Genomic DNA, 15278 nt, shown 5'->3' on the forward strand with positions numbered 1-15278 from the left:
ACCCGCCCCCCGCCCCCGCGCGCCGGCCCCCCGGCGGGCGGGGCCCTGGGGAGGGGGGGGCCCTGGGGGGAGCCTACGGACGCGGGCCGCCCCGCACCACCCGGTGCGGGGCCCCCGTCGTCGTACGGAAGAGGCAGGTCAGCGCTTGTGCTCGGCGTCGGCGACCGTGACCTCGACGCGCTGGAACTCCTTCAGCTCGCTGTAGCCCGTGGTGGCCATCGCGCGGCGCAGGGCGCCGAAGAAGTTCATCGAGCCGTCGGGGGTGTGCGACGGACCCGCGAGGATCTCCTCGGTGGTGCCCACCATGCCGAGGTCGACCAGCTTGCCGCGCGGCACGTCCTCGTGGACGGCCTCCATGCCCCAGTGGTGGCCCTTGCCGGGCGCGTCGGTGGCACGGGCCAGCGGGGAGCCCATCATGACCGCGTCCGCGCCGCAGGCGATGGCCTTCGGCAGGTCGCCGGACCAGCCCACGCCGCCGTCGGCGATCACGTGCACGTAGCGGCCGCCGGACTCGTCCATGTAGTCGCGGCGGGCCGCGGCCACGTCGGCGACGGCGGTGGCCATCGGGACCTGGATGCCGAGCACGTTGCGCGTGGTGTGCGCGGCGCCGCCGCCGAAGCCGACCAGGACGCCCGCGGCGCCGGTGCGCATCAGGTGCAGGGCGGCGGTGTACGTGGCGCAGCCGCCGACGATCACCGGCACGTCGAGCTCGTAGATGAACTGCTTCAGGTTCAGCGGCTCGGCGGCGCCGGAGACGTGCTCGGCGGAGACGGTCGTGCCGCGGATGACGAAGATGTCCACGCCGGCGTCGACCACGGCCTTGGAGAACTGCGCGGTGCGCTGCGGGGAGAGCGCGGCGGCGGTGACCACACCCGAGTCGCGCACCTCCTTGATGCGCTGCCCGATCAGCTCCTCCTTGATCGGAGCGGCGTAGATCTCCTGCAGACGGCGGGTCGCGGTGGCCTCGTCGAGCTCGGCGATCTCGTCGAGCAGCGGCTGCGGGTCCTCGTAGCGGGTCCACAGGCCCTCGAGGTTCAGCACGCCGAGGCCGCCCAGCTCGCCGATGCGGATGGCGGTCTGCGGCGAGACGACGGAGTCCATGGGGGCGGCCAGGAACGGCAGCTCGAAGCGGTAGGCGTCGATCTGCCAGGCGATCGAGACCTCCTTCGGGTCCCGGGTGCGCCGGCTCGGTACGACGGCGATGTCGTCGAACGCGTACGCCCTGCGGCCGCGCTTGCCGCGCCCGATCTCGATCTCAGTCACGTTGTGTGGCCTTTCCCTCTGTGTCTGCGCCTACCAGTATCCCCGACAGACGCCGAAGGGGCGGCTCCGGCCACATGCCGGAACCGCCCCTTCGGGTCGCGCTGTGTGACCGGAAGCTACTTCCGGCTGTAGTTCGGCGCCTCGACCGTCATCTGGATGTCGTGCGGGTGGCTCTCCTTGAGGCCCGCCGCCGTGATCCGGACGAAGCGGCCCTTGGACTCCATCTCCTCGACGGTGGCCGCGCCCACGTAGCCCATCGTCTGGCGCAGACCGCCGACGAGCTGGTGCAGCACGTTGGCCAGCGGGCCGCGGTAGGGCACCTGGCCCTCGATGCCCTCGGGCACGAGCTTGTCGTCGGAGGCGACATCCGCCTGGAAGTACCGGTCCTTCGAGTACGACCGGCCCTGGCCGCGGGACTGCATGGCGCCGAGCGAGCCCATGCCGCGGTACGACTTGAACTGCTTGCCGTTGATGAAGAGCAGCTCGCCGGGCGACTCCTCGCAGCCCGCGAGGAGGCTGCCGAGCATCACGGTGTCGGCGCCGGCGGCCAGCGCCTTGCCGATGTCGCCGGAGTACTGCAGGCCACCGTCGCCGATCAGCGGGATGCCGGCGGGCCGCGCCGCGAGGGAGGCCTCGTAGATGGCGCTGACCTGCGGGACGCCGATGCCGGCGACCACGCGGGTGGTGCAGATCGAGCCGGGGCCCACGCCGACCTTGATGCCGTCGACACCGGCGTCGATCATCGCCTGGGCGCCGTCACGCGTGGCGACGTTGCCGCCGATCACGTCGACGTCCACGCTCGACTTGATCTTCGCCATCCAGCTCAGGGCGTTGCTGTTGTGGCCGTGCGAGGTGTCGACGACCAGGAAGTCCACGCCGGCCCCGGCCAGCGCCTGGGCGCGCTCCAGGGACTCCGGGCTGGCGCCCACGGCGGCGCCGACGAGCAGGCGGCCCTCGGCGTCCTTCGCCGCGTTCGGGTACTTCTCCGCCTTGACGAAGTCCTTGACGGTGATGAGGCCCTTGAGCACGCCCTGGTCGTCGACCAGGGGCAGCTTCTCGATCTTGTGCCGGCGCAGCAGCTCCATGGCGTCGACGCCGGAGATGCCGACCTTGCCGGTGACCAGCGGCATCGGCGTCATGACCTCGCGGACCTGGCGGCTGCGGTCGCTCTCGAAGGCCATGTCGCGGTTGGTCACGATGCCGAGGAGCTTGCCGTCCGGGCTGGTGACGGGGACACCGCTGATGCGGAACTTGGCGCACAGCGCGTCCGCCTCGGCGAGCGTCGCCTCCGGGTGCACGGTGATGGGGTCGGTGACCATGCCGGACTCGGAGCGCTTGACGAGGTCGACCTGGTTGACCTGGTCCTCGATCGAGAGGTTCCGGTGCAGCACGCCGACGCCGCCCAGACGGGCCATCGCGATCGCCATGCGGGACTCGGTCACCTTGTCCATCGCCGCCGAGAGCAGCGGGATGTTGACCCGGACGTTGCGGGAGATGCGGGACGAGGTGTCGACCGCGTTGGGGAGCACCTCGGATGCACCCGGCAGCAACAGCACATCGTCGTAGGTCAGCCCGAGTGTCGCGAATTTCTCGGGCACTCCGTCGACGTTGGTCATGACACCTTCCCCAATGGCCTTGATCGGTGCGGATGTCCATGCTAACGGCCCGCGGCGGTGTCTCATTCCACCAGCAAGATCAGCGAGCAGCTTTGGAGCTTTCTACGTGTACGTGAGGGACACCGGCGGACGGCGCCCCTTACTGCTCGGCCAGGGCCCGCAGCCGGCTCAGTGCCCGGTGCTGGGCCACCCGTACAGCGCCAGGGGACATGCCGAGCATCTGCCCGGTCTCCTCGGCGGTCAGACCGACGGCCACCCGCAGGACGAGGAGCTCGCGCTGGTTCTCCGGGAGGTTGGCGAGCAGCTTCTTGGCCCATTCGGCGTCGTCGCTGAGCAGCGCGCGCTCCTCGGGGCCGAGCGAGTCGTCGGGCCGCTCGGGCATCTCGTCGGAGGGGACGGCCGTCGAACCGGGGTGCCGCATGGCGGCCCGCTGGAGGTCGGCGACCTTGTGCCCGGCGATGGCGAAGACGAAGGCCTCGAAGGGCCTGCCCGTGTCCTTGTAGCGCGGCAGTGCCATGAGGACGGCCACGCAGACCTCCTGGGCGAGGTCCTCCACGAAGTGACGGGCGTCACCGGGCAGCCGGCTCAGCCGGGTGCGGCAGTAGCGCAGGGCGAGCGGATGCACGCGCGCGAGGAGGTCGTGCGTGGCCTGCTCGTCCCCCTCGACGGCACGGTGCACGAGTGCTCCGATCTCCCCCTGCCCGGCCGGCACGGGTGACCCCACGGTCTCGTCGTCGCGCATCGCTCCATGGTGCCCCGACGCCCGCTCGTTCGCGGCACCGCGTCCGTAGTTGTGCACCGAAGCGTTATGAGCAGGTGCGCCGGGACTCATCTCCTGCGCCCTCCCCTTCCGCTCGATCTCCGCCGGCTCTTCCGACTCGTTCGTCTCGTCCCCGAGGAACTCCACGTCTTCAAGGATGCGGCATTCCGCGGGGAAGTGACACAAGCCCACCCCGTCCGCCCCGCGGCGGACGGGGGTACGGCCGGCGGCCGGGGGTCAGCGGACCAGGCCCCAGCGGAACCCGAGGGCGACGGCGTGCGCCCGGTCGGAGGCGCCCAGCTTCTTGAAGAGGCGCCGGGCGTGGGTCTTGACCGTGTCCTCGGAGAGGAAGAGCTCGCGTCCGATCTCCGCGTTGGACCGGCCGTGGCTCATGCCCTCCAGGACCTGGATCTCACGGGCGGTGAGGGTCGGCGCGGCGCCCATCTCGGCCGAGCGCAGCCGGCGCGGGGCGAGCCGCCAGGTCGGGTCGGCGAGCGCCTGGGTGACGGTGGCCCGCAGCTCGGCGCGCGAGGCGTCCTTGTGCAGATAGCCACGGGCACCGGCGGCGACGGCGAGCGCGACGCCGTCCAGGTCCTCGGCGACGGTGAGCATGATGATGCGGGCGCCGGGGTCGGCGGACAGCAGCCGGCGGACGGTCTCCACGCCGCCCAGACCGGGCATGCGTACGTCCATCAGGATCAGGTCCGAGCGGTCCGCGCCCCAGCGGCGGAGGACCTCCTCCCCGTTGGCCGCGGTGGTCACGCGCTCGACGCCGGGCACGGTCGCGACCGCGCGGCGCAGCGCCTCTCGGGCAAGCGGGGAGTCGTCGCAGACGAGGACGGATGTCATGCCTGACCTCCGCAACTCTCGCGGCTGAAGCGCGTCACCTTGAGCCTCCAGGGCTGGTACGAATCGTCACCTGTGCGGTTGACGCCCTCGGACACCTGCCCGAGCGCTTGTTCCTTCAACCGCCTCCGCACTCTCAACGATGGTCACTCGAAAGAGTTACGGGTCGGACGGCCGCCTTCGGCACTCTACGTGAGGGACCGTACGCGGAGGAGAGCGTCGCAGGTCATCCGTCCTTCACCCGAAGCTATGCCCCATTTAGCGGGTTTTCTTCCCTTTTCGCGGTGTCTGTGGCTAGATTCGCAATGAGTCATATTTACATCTACTCAGTCAGTAGTTGTACGGTCGGATCGAACCCGCGAGAGCGGGTACCCGAGACCCCACGGGGGGCGAAGGACCCCCGTTCGATCAGCCATACACCCGCCCACCTATCCGTTCGACACGGTTTCAAGGGGACAAGCGCAATGGCAGATTTCTCCCGCCTTCCCGGACCCAACGCCGATCTGTGGGACTGGCAGCTCCTCGCGGCCTGCCGAGGGGTCGACAGCTCTCTGTTCTTCCACCCCGAGGGAGAGCGCGGCGCGGCACGGAGTGCGCGCGAGAACTCGGCGAAAGAGGTCTGCATGCGGTGCCCGGTACGCGCGGAGTGCGCGGCACACGCGCTCGCCGTACGGGAGCCCTACGGCGTCTGGGGCGGCCTCACCGAGGACGAACGCGAGGAGCTCATGGGCCGGGCGCGCAACCGCCTGGTCTCGACGGCGGCCGGTCCCCCGACGGCGACGGCCGCCGCGGCACGGGCGTCGACAGCGAGCTCGGCCGGCGTGACACACGCATGAAGGAACGTTTCTGCGCAGAGGTTTGACGGGGTGACACACCGGGCCGCCGGCCCGCGTCCTGCCGTCGCCGGCCCGGAACGCCGCACCGCACGCGGCCCGGGGGCGCGCGGCGCGGGGACCCTGACATGGCCACCTGCGTGACACCCTTACGGCCCGACCCCGGCCCACCCGTACGGCCGCACCCGCGCGCGGGTCGTCGCACGGACGGACGAGGGCCGGTCACTCCGACGGCCGTGCCGCCCTCACGCGAACGGCCGAGGGCGGGTCACCCCGACGGCCGGGGGGCGCGCGGCCGGGCGGCCGTCGGCGCTCCGCCGGTGGAGCGGGGCCGCCACCCGTACGGACGCGGGCGGGACCACCCGTACGGACGCGGGCCCGCGTCACCCGAGTGGAGTCAGGGGCCGGCGGGCTCCGGGGCGCGGCCGGTGCGGGCCGCGGCGCGGGTGAGCTCGTCGAGGGTGGCCGCGACCGCCGGGACCTGCGCCAGGTCCGGAAGGGTCAGCGCCACGATCTCCCGCTCCACGGCGGGTTCGACCGTCACGGTGGCCGCTCCCCTCGGCCGTACGGACTCGATCGCCAGTTCCGGGAGCACCGCCACGCCCAGGCCCGCGCTCACCAGTCCCACCACGGCCGGGTAGTCGTCGGTGGCGAAGTCGATCCGGGGCGTGAAGCCCGCCGTCTCACAGACGTCGACCAACTGGCGGCGGCAGCGCGGGCAGCCGGCGATCCAGGGGTCCTCGGCGAGCTCCCCGATCGCGACCGACCCGGCACCGGCGAGCCGGTGCCCCTCGGGCACGAGGCCGACGAGCCGGTCGGCGAGGAGCGGGCGGACGACCAGGTCGTCCCAGGAGTCCGGGCCGGCCCCGTAGCGGAAGGCGAGGGCCACGTCGCAGTCGCCCTCGCGCAGCATCTCCACCGAACGCGGCGGCTCGGCCTCGACCAGGGAGACCCGGGTGCCGGGGTGGGCGGCGCGCAGGGCGGCGAGGGCGGTGGGGACCAGCGTGGAGCTGCCGCTGGGGAAGGAGACCAGGCGGACCCGGCCGGCCCGCAGGCCCGCGATCGCGGCGACCTCCTCCTCGGCTGCGGTGAGTCCGGCCAGGATGCCGGAGGCGTGCCGGACCAGGGCCTCGCCGGCCTGGGTGAGCCGCATCTCGCGCCCGGTGCGCACCAGCAGGGGCGTGCCCGCGGAGGATTCGAGCGCTTTCATCTGCTGGCTCACCGCGGGCTGGGTGCAGCCGAGTTCGCGGGCGGCGGCGGAGAACGAGCCGGTCGCGGCGACGGCGCGCAGGACGCGGAGGTGGCGTGCCTCGATCATGGGTCGAGCATAAGTGACTCTTGGAATCGATGGCGAATTCCACTGATCGACTTTGAGGACGCCCGAGCCCACGACGCACGAGTCTGAGCCAGGGCCCTCGTAGGGTTCCCCCTATGGAACTACTGAGCGTGAACGTCGGCCGGGCCAAGGCCGTGGAGTACACGAACGCCCCCTCCGGGATGACCGGCATCGACAAGCGCCCGGTCGCCGGACCCGTACGGGTCGAGGCGCCGGGCCCCGGCGGGGCGAGCGGTGTCGCCGGCGACGCCGTCTGCGACCTGCGCTTCCACGGCGGCGCGGACCGGGCCGCGTACGCGTTCGCGCGCGAGGACCTGGACAGCTGGGAGAAGGAGCTCGGCCGGCCGCTCGCTCCCGGCTCCTTCGGCGAGAACCTCACCACCCGGGGCCTGGACGTCAACAACGCCCTGATCGGCGAGCGCTGGCGGATCGGCGACGAGGTGGTCCTCGAGGTGACCGGCGGCCGTATCCCGTGCCGCACCTTCGCCGGATTCGTCGAGGAGGGCGGCTGGGTCCGCCGCTTCAACCAGTCGGCGGCCGGTCCCGGCGCGCTGCTCCGGGTGATCGTCCCGGGCGAGGTCCGGGCCGGAGACCGGATGGAGGTCGTGCACCGCCCCGGCCACGGCGTCACCGTGGCACGGCTGCACCACGCCGCGACGGCCGACCGCTCGCTGCTGCCCGAGATGCTGGCGGCGGCCGAGTGGATGGAGTCGGGGCTGCTCCAGCTCGCCCGTACGTACACGGAGAAGTACGGCGACCGGTAGGTGAGCGGCTGACGTCCGCCATCCGGGACGGTTCCCACACACGGCGTTCACACACCGCGGGCTAACGTGCCGCGTATGACGACTGCACTGATTACGGGGGCGACGGCCGGCATCGGCGCCGCCTTCGCGCGGCGGCTCGCCGCCGACGGACACGACGTGGTCCTCGTGGCGCGCGATGTGAAGCGACTGCGGGAACAGGCGACCGAGCTGCACGACCGGCACGGCATCGAGGCGGAGGTACTGGCGGCGGACCTGTCCGAGGAGGACGGGATCGCCGCCGTGGAGGCACGGCTGTCCGACGCCAAGCGGCCGGTCGACCTCCTCGTGAACAACGCGGGGTTCGGCAACAAGGGCCGGTTCCTCGAGGTGTCCATGGCCGACGAGCTGACCATGCTCAAGGTGCACTGCGAGGCGGTGCTGCGGCTGACGTCCGCGGCGGCCGCCTCGATGCGCTCGCGGGGCCGGGGCGGGATCGTGAACGTCGCCTCGGTCGCCGCGTTCGTGCCGCGCGGCACCTACGGGGCCTCGAAGTCGTGGGTCGTGCAGTTCACCCAGGGCGCGGCGCGGGACCTGGCGGGCAGCGGGGTGCGCCTGATGGCGCTGTGCCCCGGCTTCGTGCGGACGGAGTTCCACCAGCGGGCGGGGATGGGGACGGACAACATCCCGGGCTGGATGTGGCTGGACGCGGACAAGCTGGTGGCGGCGGCGCTGACCGACCTGTCGCGGGGCAGGACGCTGTCCATTCCCGATCCCCGCTACAAGGCGCTGATGGGCGTGGTGAAGCTGGCCCCGCGCGGCCTGCTCGGCGGGGTGTCCTCGAAGGCCGGGCGCAAGTACGGGCCGCAGTAGACCCGTACCCGAGGGCGGGAAAGGAACGCGTGGGCCCGGACGGGCGGGTACTCAGGGGGAGTTGAGTACCCGCGCGCTGCCCGGCGGGCGGGCGGCCGGGGACGCTCGGGCCATGGACCAGAAGCTGCTGAAACTCGCTCCCTTCCTGACGGCTCTCGCGGCGGCCGCGGCATGGGCCGCGTGGCTCGGCTGGGACCAGGTGCGTGACGTGCACCCGGACGGCTCGGTGAGCGGCCCGTACGAGGCGTGGCAGGTCGTCGGGCTCGTGCTGACCCTGCTGGTACCGGTGTACTGGACGGCGTCCCGGCGCCATGTCGTCGCCGGCGCGCTCGGCACCACGGCCGGCCTCACGTTCGCCGCCTACGTCGACTGGTCCGACGACGGCAGCGGCCTCTACATGATCGGCGTGGGCATGGTCATGCTGGGAAGCCTGATGGCGACCCTCGCCGTCTCCGCCCTGATCGCCTCCCTGACCGGTTCCCGGGGCGGGAGCCGAGGCGGGCCCCGGGGCGGGTCCACGCCCGGGTCCGCGTAGGCACTCGCAGGCGTCCTCGCCGGTCCCGCGTAGGAGAATCCTGGAGACGCTTCGATCGGGCGTCCCGAGCCGATAGAGCGAATGATCGAAATCCCTTCCGTTCGATCAACTCGACCTGATCTGCTCTAAGGTCGGGAACGACCACCACCGCCAGGGGAACCGAGGGGATCACGCCGTGCGCGAGAGTGCTGCCGAACGACACGACCGACTGCTGGCCCTGGTGCGCGAGCGCGGCACGGCCCGGGTCTCCGACCTGGCCGGACTGCTCGGGGTCTCCCCCGTCACCGCCCGCCGCGACGTCGAGGCACTGGCCGCCAGGGGGCTGCTCGACCGGGTGCACGGCCAGGTCTCCTGGCCCCGCGCCCAGGGCACGCCGGGCGGCCTCGCCGGCGGCGGGAGCGGCCTGGTGCTCGGCCTGCTCGCACCCTCCGCCACCTACTACTTCGCCGAGGTCATCCGGGGCGCCCACGAGGCCGCCGCCAGGGCCGGCGCCCGGCTCATCCTGCGGATCTCCGACTACCGGCCCGAGGAGGACCGGGCGCGCACCGAGGGCCTGCTCGCGGCGGGCGCCGAGGGCGTGCTCGTCGCGCCCGGCTGGCGGGCCCCGGAGGACCGGCTCGCCTACGGCGACTGGCTGACCGAACTGCCGGTGCCGGCCGTGCTCCTGGAGCGCCGGGCCGCGCCTGGCACGCCGCTCGACGGCCTGGACCGGGTGTCGTCCGACCACGCCCACGGCGTGCTGCTCGCCCTGCGCCACCTGCTGGAACTGGGCCACGCGACCCCGCTCCTGGTGGCCCGGGGCGACAGCCCGACGGCGCTCGCGGTGCGCGCCGGATACGCCGAGGCGCTCGCCGCGCTCGGCCTGGAGGCGCCGCGCGCGGTGATCGACTCCGTCCCGGCGGAGACCGACCCGGAGGGCTTCGAGCGGGCGGTGCGGGCGCTGCACGAGGCCGTGGCGTCGGGGCGCGCGAGCGCGGCGCTCGTGCACAACGACGTGGACGCGATCCAGATGGTGCAGCGGCTCGCCGAACTCGGCGTGCGGGTGCCGGAGGACCTGGCGCTGATCGCGTACGACGACGAGGTCGCCGCGCTTGCCGACATCCCGCTCACGGCGGTCGCCCCGCCCAAGCGGCAGGTGGGCAGGCACGCCACGGAGCTGCTGGTGGAGCGGCTGGTCGCGGGGGCCGGCGGAGGCGACGAGGACGAGGCGGTGCGGCGGCACCTGAGCCTGCTGCCGCGGCTGCGGGTGCGGGCCTCGTGCGGGGCGTCGCGAACGACCGCAGTCTGATCTTTTTTCGATCAATCAATCTTTCGCTCTTGACTTCGCTCACGAACCGTCCCAGGATCACGGCCAACCCCGTCCACGCCGCCGTGTCAGGAGCCGTGCCGTGAGTCGTACTCGGAACAGTCGGAGCAGAACCACCCGCGTCATAGCCGGCGCCGCCACCGCCCTGGCCGTCCTCACGGCCTGCGGCGGCGGTGGTGACACCGCCGAGGGCAGCCCGGACGCGCCCGTCACCATCACCTTCTGGGGCTGGGCCAAGGGTTCCAAGGACGTGGTCGACGCGTTCAACGCCTCCCACAAGAACATCCAGGTGAAGTTCGAGGAGATCCCCTCCGGCACCGCCGGCGGCTACGCCAAGATCTCCAACGCCGTGAAGGCGGGCAACGCCCCCGACCTCGTCTCCGTCGAGTACGCCTCGCTCCCCGAGTTCGTCTCCTCCGGCGCCCTCCAGGACATCGGCGACGAGTTCACCGAGCAGGACCGGGCCAGGCTGCTCCCGCAGGCCGTGGAGCTCACCACCCTCGGCGGCAAGAGCTGGGCGGTCCCCTTCGACGCCGCCCCCCAGGCCTTCTACTACCGCAAGGACCTCTTCGCGAAGTACCAGGTCGCCGTGCCCAGGACCTGGGACGAGTTCAAGTCCGCCGCGGAGAAGGTGAAGAAGGCCGACGCCAAGGCCAGGATCGCGACCTTCTTCCCGGACGACCCGACCACCTTCGAGGCCATGGCCTGGCAGGCCGGCGCCCAGTGGTTCAAGGCCGAGAACGACACCTGGAAGATCGACACGACCGACCCGGCCACCACCAAGGTCGCCGCCTACTGGCAGGGCCTCCTCGACGCCGACCTCGTCCACAAGGACGCCTCCTTCACCCCCGAATGGACCGGCTCCCTCAAGAACGGCACCACCATCGGCTACCTCGGCGCCTCCTGGGGCGCGGGCGTCCTCAAGGGCACCCTGCCCGAGCAGAGCGGCAAGTGGGCCGTCGCCCCCATGCCGAACTGGGGCAGCCCCGCCAGCGGCATGCTCGGCGGCACCTCCTTCGCCGTCACCAAGGACAGCAGGAAGAAGGCCGCGGCGGTCGAGTTCGCCGAGTGGATGTCCACCACCGAGGCCGGTGTGAAGGCCCGCATCGCCTCCGGCACCTCCAGCGCCTTCCCCGCCGCCACCGCCCTGCGCCCGGTCGCCAAGTCCGTCTTCGACGCGAGCTACTACGGCGGCCAGGACATCTACGCCCTCTTCGAGGAGGCCGGCGCCTCCATCGACGACAACTGGGCCTGGGGACCGACCACCGGCACCACCAACACCACCATCAAGGACCAGTTCGGCAAGCTCGGCAAGGGCGGCCCGACCATCACCGACGCCGTGAAGGCCGGCCACGACGCCACCGTCGCCGAGCTCACCAAGCGCGGGCTGAAGGTCGAGGGCTGACCCGGTGAAGGCCCGCACCCGCGCGGCGGCGACCCTGCTGACCCCGTTCTTCCTGCTCTTCACCGCGGTGATGGTGGTGCCGATCGGCTACGCGGTCTGGCTCAGCCTCTTCACCGAGAAGCAGTCGGGGCTCGGCTTCGGCGGGGCCGAGACCGTCTTCAGCGGACTCGACAACTACACCGCCGCGCTGGGTGACCGGGCCTTCCGCGAGGGCTTCGGCGTACTGCTCGGGTACTGCCTGTTCTACATCCCGCTGCTGCTCGCCGGGGCCCTCGGCCTGGCCCTGCTGCTCGACTCCGCACTCGCCCGCGCCCGCCGCTTCTTCCAGCTCGCGCTCTTCCTGCCGCACGCCGTCCCCGGCATCATCGCCGCGCTGATCTGGGTCTACCTCTACACGCCCCAGCTCAGCCCGGTCGTCCAGGCCATGGAGGCCGGCGGCGTCGGCTTCGACTTCTTCTCCCCCGAAGGCTCCCTCCCCTCCGTCGTCAACATCGCGCTGTGGGAGTGGCTCGGCTACAACATGGTCATCTTCTACGCGGCGCTCCAGGCCGTCGACCGCTCCGTCCTGGAGGCCGCCACCGTCGACGGCGCCGGCGCCTGGCGCGTCGCCTTCAGCATCAAGGTCCCGCTGATCCGCGCCTCGCTCGTGATGGTCGGCCTCTTCACCGTCATCGGCTCGCTCCAGCTGTTCACCGAACCGCTCATCCTCGACAAGGGCACCGGCTCCGCCGTCACCTCCACCTGGACGCCCAACATGTACGCCTACACGGCGGCCTTCGACCGCAACGACTACGGCCTGGCGGCGGCGGCCTCCGTGCTGCTCGCCCTCACGGCCGCGCTGCTCTCCTTCGCCGTCACCCGCCTGACCGGCCGCCGGACCCGCCGGACCCGCCGCAAGGAGAGGACGGCATGAGCAAGCCCCGCACGCCCTCCGTCTGGCTGTCGAGGACCGCCGTCAACGGCGCCCTCGCCCTCGCCGCCGTCTACATGCTCTTCCCGCTGGTCTGGCTGGTCACCGCCGCCACCAAGGACGCCGGCGGACTCCTCGCCGGAAACGCCTTCTCCTTCGAGGGCTTCGACCTGGGCGGCAACCTCTCCCGCCTCGCCGACCACAACGACGGCATCTACTTCCGCTGGTACCTCAACAGCCTGCTCTACGCGGGCCTCGGCGCCCTCGCCTGCTCGCTCATCAGCGTCGCCGCCGGCTACGCCTTCGACAAGTACGCGTTCCGGGGCAAGGAGAAGCTGTTCGGCGTCGTCCTCCTCGGCGTACTCGTCCCCACCACCGCGCTCGCCCTGCCCATGTACCTGCTCGCCAGCGAGGTGGGCATCGTCAACACCTACGCCGCCGTGCTGCTCCCCGTCCTCGTCAACCCCTTCGGCGTCTACCTCGCCCGGGTCTTCAGCGCCGGTTACATCCCCGACGAGGCCCTGGAGGCCGCCCGTATCGACGGGGCCGGCGAACTGCGCACCTTCTGGTCCATCGGGCTGCGCATGGTCATGCCCGGCTTCGTGACCGTCTTCCTCTTCCAGTTCACCGCCATCTGGAACAACTTCTTCCTCCCCCTGGTGATGCTCTCGGACCAGAAGCTCTTCCCGCTGAGCCTCGGCCTCTACGCGTGGAACAGCAACGCCCACGCCGAACCCGACTTCTACCCCCTCGTCGTCACCGGATCCCTGCTCGCCGTCGTCCCGCTCGTCGTCGCCTTCGTCTCCCTCCAGCGCCACTGGAAGGCGGGCCTGACCGCCGGCAGCGTCAAGTGAGGAACACAGGTCCCAGGATGCACCCGACCACTGACAACCGCCCCTCCCTCCTCCTCGCCATGGGTCCCGGCGTGGCCGGACGCCTCCTCACCGAGGCCCACCGCGCCCGCCTGGCCGCCCTCACCCGCACCGACCCGCACCTCGTCGCCCACGACCTGACCGCGCCGGACCCGGCCGTCGCCGCCGCCCTCGCCGAGGCCGAACTGCTCCTCACCTGCTGGGGCGCCACCCCGCTCACTCCCGAGGTGCTGGCCCGCGCCCCGCGCCTCAAGGCGGTCGTCCACGCGGCCGGTTCGGTCAAGCACCACATCACCGACGCCTGCTGGGAGCGCGGCATCCGGGTCACCTCGGCCGCCGCCGCCAACGCCCTGCCCGTCGCCGAATACACCCTCGCCGCGATCCTCTTCGCCGGGAAACGGGTGCTGCGCTCCGCCCAGCAGTACGCCGAACTCCGCACCGACCAGGCCTGGCTCGCCGAGTCTTGCCCCTGGGGCAACTACCGCAGGACCGTCGGCATCGTCGGCGCCTCCCGCATCGGCCGCCGGGTCCTCGAACTGCTCCGCCCCTTCGACCTCGACGTGCTCCTCCACGACCCGTACGTGACGGCCGCGCCGCCCGGCACCGAACTCGTGGGCCTCGACGAGCTGTGCGCCCGCGCGACGGTCGTCTCCGTGCACGCGCCCCAACTCCCGTCCACCTACCGCATGATCGGCGCCCGCCAGCTCGCCGCCATGCCGGACGGCACGACCCTGATCAACACCGCCCGCGGCTCCCTCGTCGACGAGGACGCCCTGCTGCCCCACCTGCTGAGCGGCCGTCTGCACGCGGTCCTCGACGTCACCGACCCCGAACTACCCGCCCCTGACTCCCCGCTCTACAGCCTCCCCAACGTCCTGCTCACCCCGCACGTCGCCGGCTCGCTCGGCAACGAGCTGCACCGGATGGCGGACCAGGCCGTGGAGGAGGTGGCACGGTACGGGCGGGGCGAGCCGTTCGCGGAGGAGGTCCACGCCGCGGATCTGACCCGGTCCGCCTGACCGGGCCGGCACGGCCCGGCCGGCCCTGCCCGGTCGGCCGGCCCGGTCGGCCCTTCGGCTCTGCCCGGTCGCCCCGGCCATTCGGACCTAGACTGGAGAGGTCCCAGCGGGTGCGGGGGATGCCTCCGGGAGGCGCCATGAGCTTCGTGCAAATCATCGACTGCAAGACCAGTCGGGTCGACGACCTGAACCGCCTCATGGACCGGTGGGTCGAACAGACCAAGGGCAAGCGCACCGCCACCCACAGCATCGTGGGCAAGGACCGCTCCGACGCCTCCCACGTCGTGGAGATCGTCGAATTCCCCTCGTACGACGTGGCCATGCGCAACTCGCAGCTCCCGGAGACCGACAGGATCTTCCGGGAGATGGTGGCCCTCTGCGACGAGATGCCGACCTTCACCGACCTGGACGTGGTGCGGGACGAGGCGCTGTACAAGGCCAACGCCCGGCGGCTGCTCGAGATGCTCGCGGACGAGCCGGAGCTGGCGCTGCTCGACGAGGTGCTCGCCGAGGGCTACCACGACCACGACCCGACCAACGAGCAGGACGTGATCGGGATGGACGCGGTCCGGCGCGAGGTCGAGATGTGGCGCGGTGGTTTCGACTTCGCCTTCACCATCGACGACCAGATCGCCGAGGGTGACCGGGTGTGCACGCGGTGGACCTGGCGCGGCAGTCACACCGGCGACTTCATGGGCCTCCAGCCCACCGGCATGGAGGTAGAGATGACCGGCACGGTCATCCACCGCTTCCGGGACGACGGGAAGATGGTCGAAGGGTGGTGGCAGTACGACCTGCTGGGCCTGATGGGACAGCTCGGCGCCGTGGAGGCCTGAGGACCCCGGCATCCGGACGACGCACCGAGGCCCGGTTGTACCGCGCAGGGAGACCCCGGGGAAGGGGGGCTGCTACGGGGCGCAGTGGGTTTGGGCCTGGCCCCCCAGGCTGTGGGCGGGGATGTACG

The 15278-nt window shown here is 71.9% G+C and carries 15 protein-coding genes; 10 read left to right on the plus strand and 5 right to left on the minus strand.

Going from position 1 to position 15278, the window contains the following annotated elements; genetic code table 11:
- Window positions 1-138 precede the first annotated feature (138 nt).
- The 4 genes from ACFVGS_RS33090 to ACFVGS_RS33105 all read right to left on the minus strand — a co-directional run bounded on the left by ACFVGS_RS33090 (window position 139) and on the right by ACFVGS_RS33105 (window position 4488).
- Window positions 139-1263 (minus strand): GuaB3 family IMP dehydrogenase-related protein, encoded by a 1125-nt coding sequence (locus ACFVGS_RS33090; RefSeq protein ID WP_384423136.1) that lies wholly within the window; start codon window positions 1261-1263, stop codon window positions 139-141.
- A 116-nt stretch (window positions 1264-1379) separates the two neighbouring features.
- The gene (gene guaB / locus ACFVGS_RS33095) at window positions 1380-2879 is read right to left on the minus strand and encodes an IMP dehydrogenase (protein WP_384423134.1); all 1500 of its coding nucleotides are present in this window, start codon (window positions 2877-2879) and stop codon (window positions 1380-1382) included.
- A 139-nt stretch (window positions 2880-3018) separates the two neighbouring features.
- Window positions 3019-3621 (minus strand): sigma-70 family RNA polymerase sigma factor, encoded by a 603-nt coding sequence (locus tag ACFVGS_RS33100; RefSeq protein ID WP_384423132.1) that lies wholly within the window; start codon window positions 3619-3621, stop codon window positions 3019-3021.
- Window positions 3622-3876: 255 nt separating this feature from the next.
- Window positions 3877-4488, minus strand: a complete 612-nt coding sequence (locus ACFVGS_RS33105) for a response regulator transcription factor (RefSeq protein ID WP_003948568.1) — start codon at window positions 4486-4488, stop codon at window positions 3877-3879.
- A gap of 461 nt (window positions 4489-4949) precedes the next feature.
- Between ACFVGS_RS33105 and ACFVGS_RS33110 the strand changes: the two genes are divergently transcribed.
- Window positions 4950-5321: a WhiB family transcriptional regulator gene (locus ACFVGS_RS33110; protein WP_384423130.1), complete on the plus strand. Its 372-nt coding sequence runs from the start codon at window positions 4950-4952 to the stop codon at window positions 5319-5321.
- Between the two features lie 394 nt (window positions 5322-5715).
- Here ACFVGS_RS33110 and ACFVGS_RS33115 read toward each other — a convergent pair whose 3' ends face one another.
- A complete protein-coding gene (locus tag ACFVGS_RS33115; RefSeq protein WP_384423128.1) occupies window positions 5716-6636 on the minus strand; it encodes a LysR family transcriptional regulator in 921 nt (306 codons plus the stop codon).
- Window positions 6637-6749: 113 nt separating this feature from the next.
- Here ACFVGS_RS33115 and ACFVGS_RS33120 point away from each other — a divergent pair, with 113 nt between their 5' ends.
- The 9 genes from ACFVGS_RS33120 (at window position 6750) to ACFVGS_RS33160 (ending at window position 15150) form a co-directional block, all read left to right on the plus strand.
- A complete protein-coding gene (locus ACFVGS_RS33120) occupies window positions 6750-7418 on the plus strand; it encodes an MOSC domain-containing protein (RefSeq protein WP_384423126.1) in 669 nt (222 codons plus the stop codon).
- Window positions 7419-7493: 75 nt separating this feature from the next.
- Window positions 7494-8267 (plus strand): SDR family NAD(P)-dependent oxidoreductase, encoded by a 774-nt coding sequence (locus ACFVGS_RS33125; protein ID WP_385695722.1) that lies wholly within the window; start codon window positions 7494-7496, stop codon window positions 8265-8267.
- 112 nt (window positions 8268-8379) lie between these two features.
- On the plus strand, window positions 8380-8802 hold the full coding sequence (locus ACFVGS_RS33130) for a hypothetical protein (RefSeq protein ID WP_385695725.1): 423 nt from the start codon (window positions 8380-8382) through the stop codon (window positions 8800-8802).
- A gap of 175 nt (window positions 8803-8977) precedes the next feature.
- Window positions 8978-10090 (plus strand): substrate-binding domain-containing protein, encoded by a 1113-nt coding sequence (locus ACFVGS_RS33135; protein ID WP_384423120.1) that lies wholly within the window; start codon window positions 8978-8980, stop codon window positions 10088-10090.
- Window positions 10091-10190: 100 nt separating this feature from the next.
- Window positions 10191-11513 carry an ABC transporter substrate-binding protein gene (locus ACFVGS_RS33140; protein ID WP_385695727.1) on the plus strand — a complete coding sequence of 441 codons (1323 nt, stop codon included), beginning with the start codon at window positions 10191-10193 and terminating at the stop codon, window positions 11511-11513.
- Between the two features lie 4 nt (window positions 11514-11517).
- Window positions 11518-12426 carry a carbohydrate ABC transporter permease gene (locus tag ACFVGS_RS33145; RefSeq protein WP_385695729.1) on the plus strand — a complete coding sequence of 303 codons (909 nt, stop codon included), beginning with the start codon at window positions 11518-11520 and terminating at the stop codon, window positions 12424-12426.
- Window positions 12423-13277, plus strand: coding sequence for a carbohydrate ABC transporter permease (locus ACFVGS_RS33150; protein ID WP_385695732.1), 855 nt, complete (start codon window positions 12423-12425; stop codon window positions 13275-13277). Before ACFVGS_RS33145 ends, ACFVGS_RS33150 begins: the two co-directional genes overlap by 4 nt.
- Before the next feature lie 17 nt (window positions 13278-13294).
- Complete coding sequence (locus tag ACFVGS_RS33155) at window positions 13295-14314, plus strand: hydroxyacid dehydrogenase (protein WP_384423113.1); 1020 nt, start codon at window positions 13295-13297, stop codon at window positions 14312-14314.
- A gap of 137 nt (window positions 14315-14451) precedes the next feature.
- Entirely contained in the window at window positions 14452-15150 is a 699-nt protein-coding gene (locus tag ACFVGS_RS33160; protein WP_384423111.1) for an ester cyclase, read from the plus strand.
- Window positions 15151-15278 lie beyond the last annotated feature (128 nt).

Source organism: Streptomyces sp. NPDC127114 (genome assembly GCF_042677525.1).
In the GTDB taxonomy this organism is placed as follows: domain Bacteria; phylum Actinomycetota; class Actinomycetes; order Streptomycetales; family Streptomycetaceae; genus Streptomyces.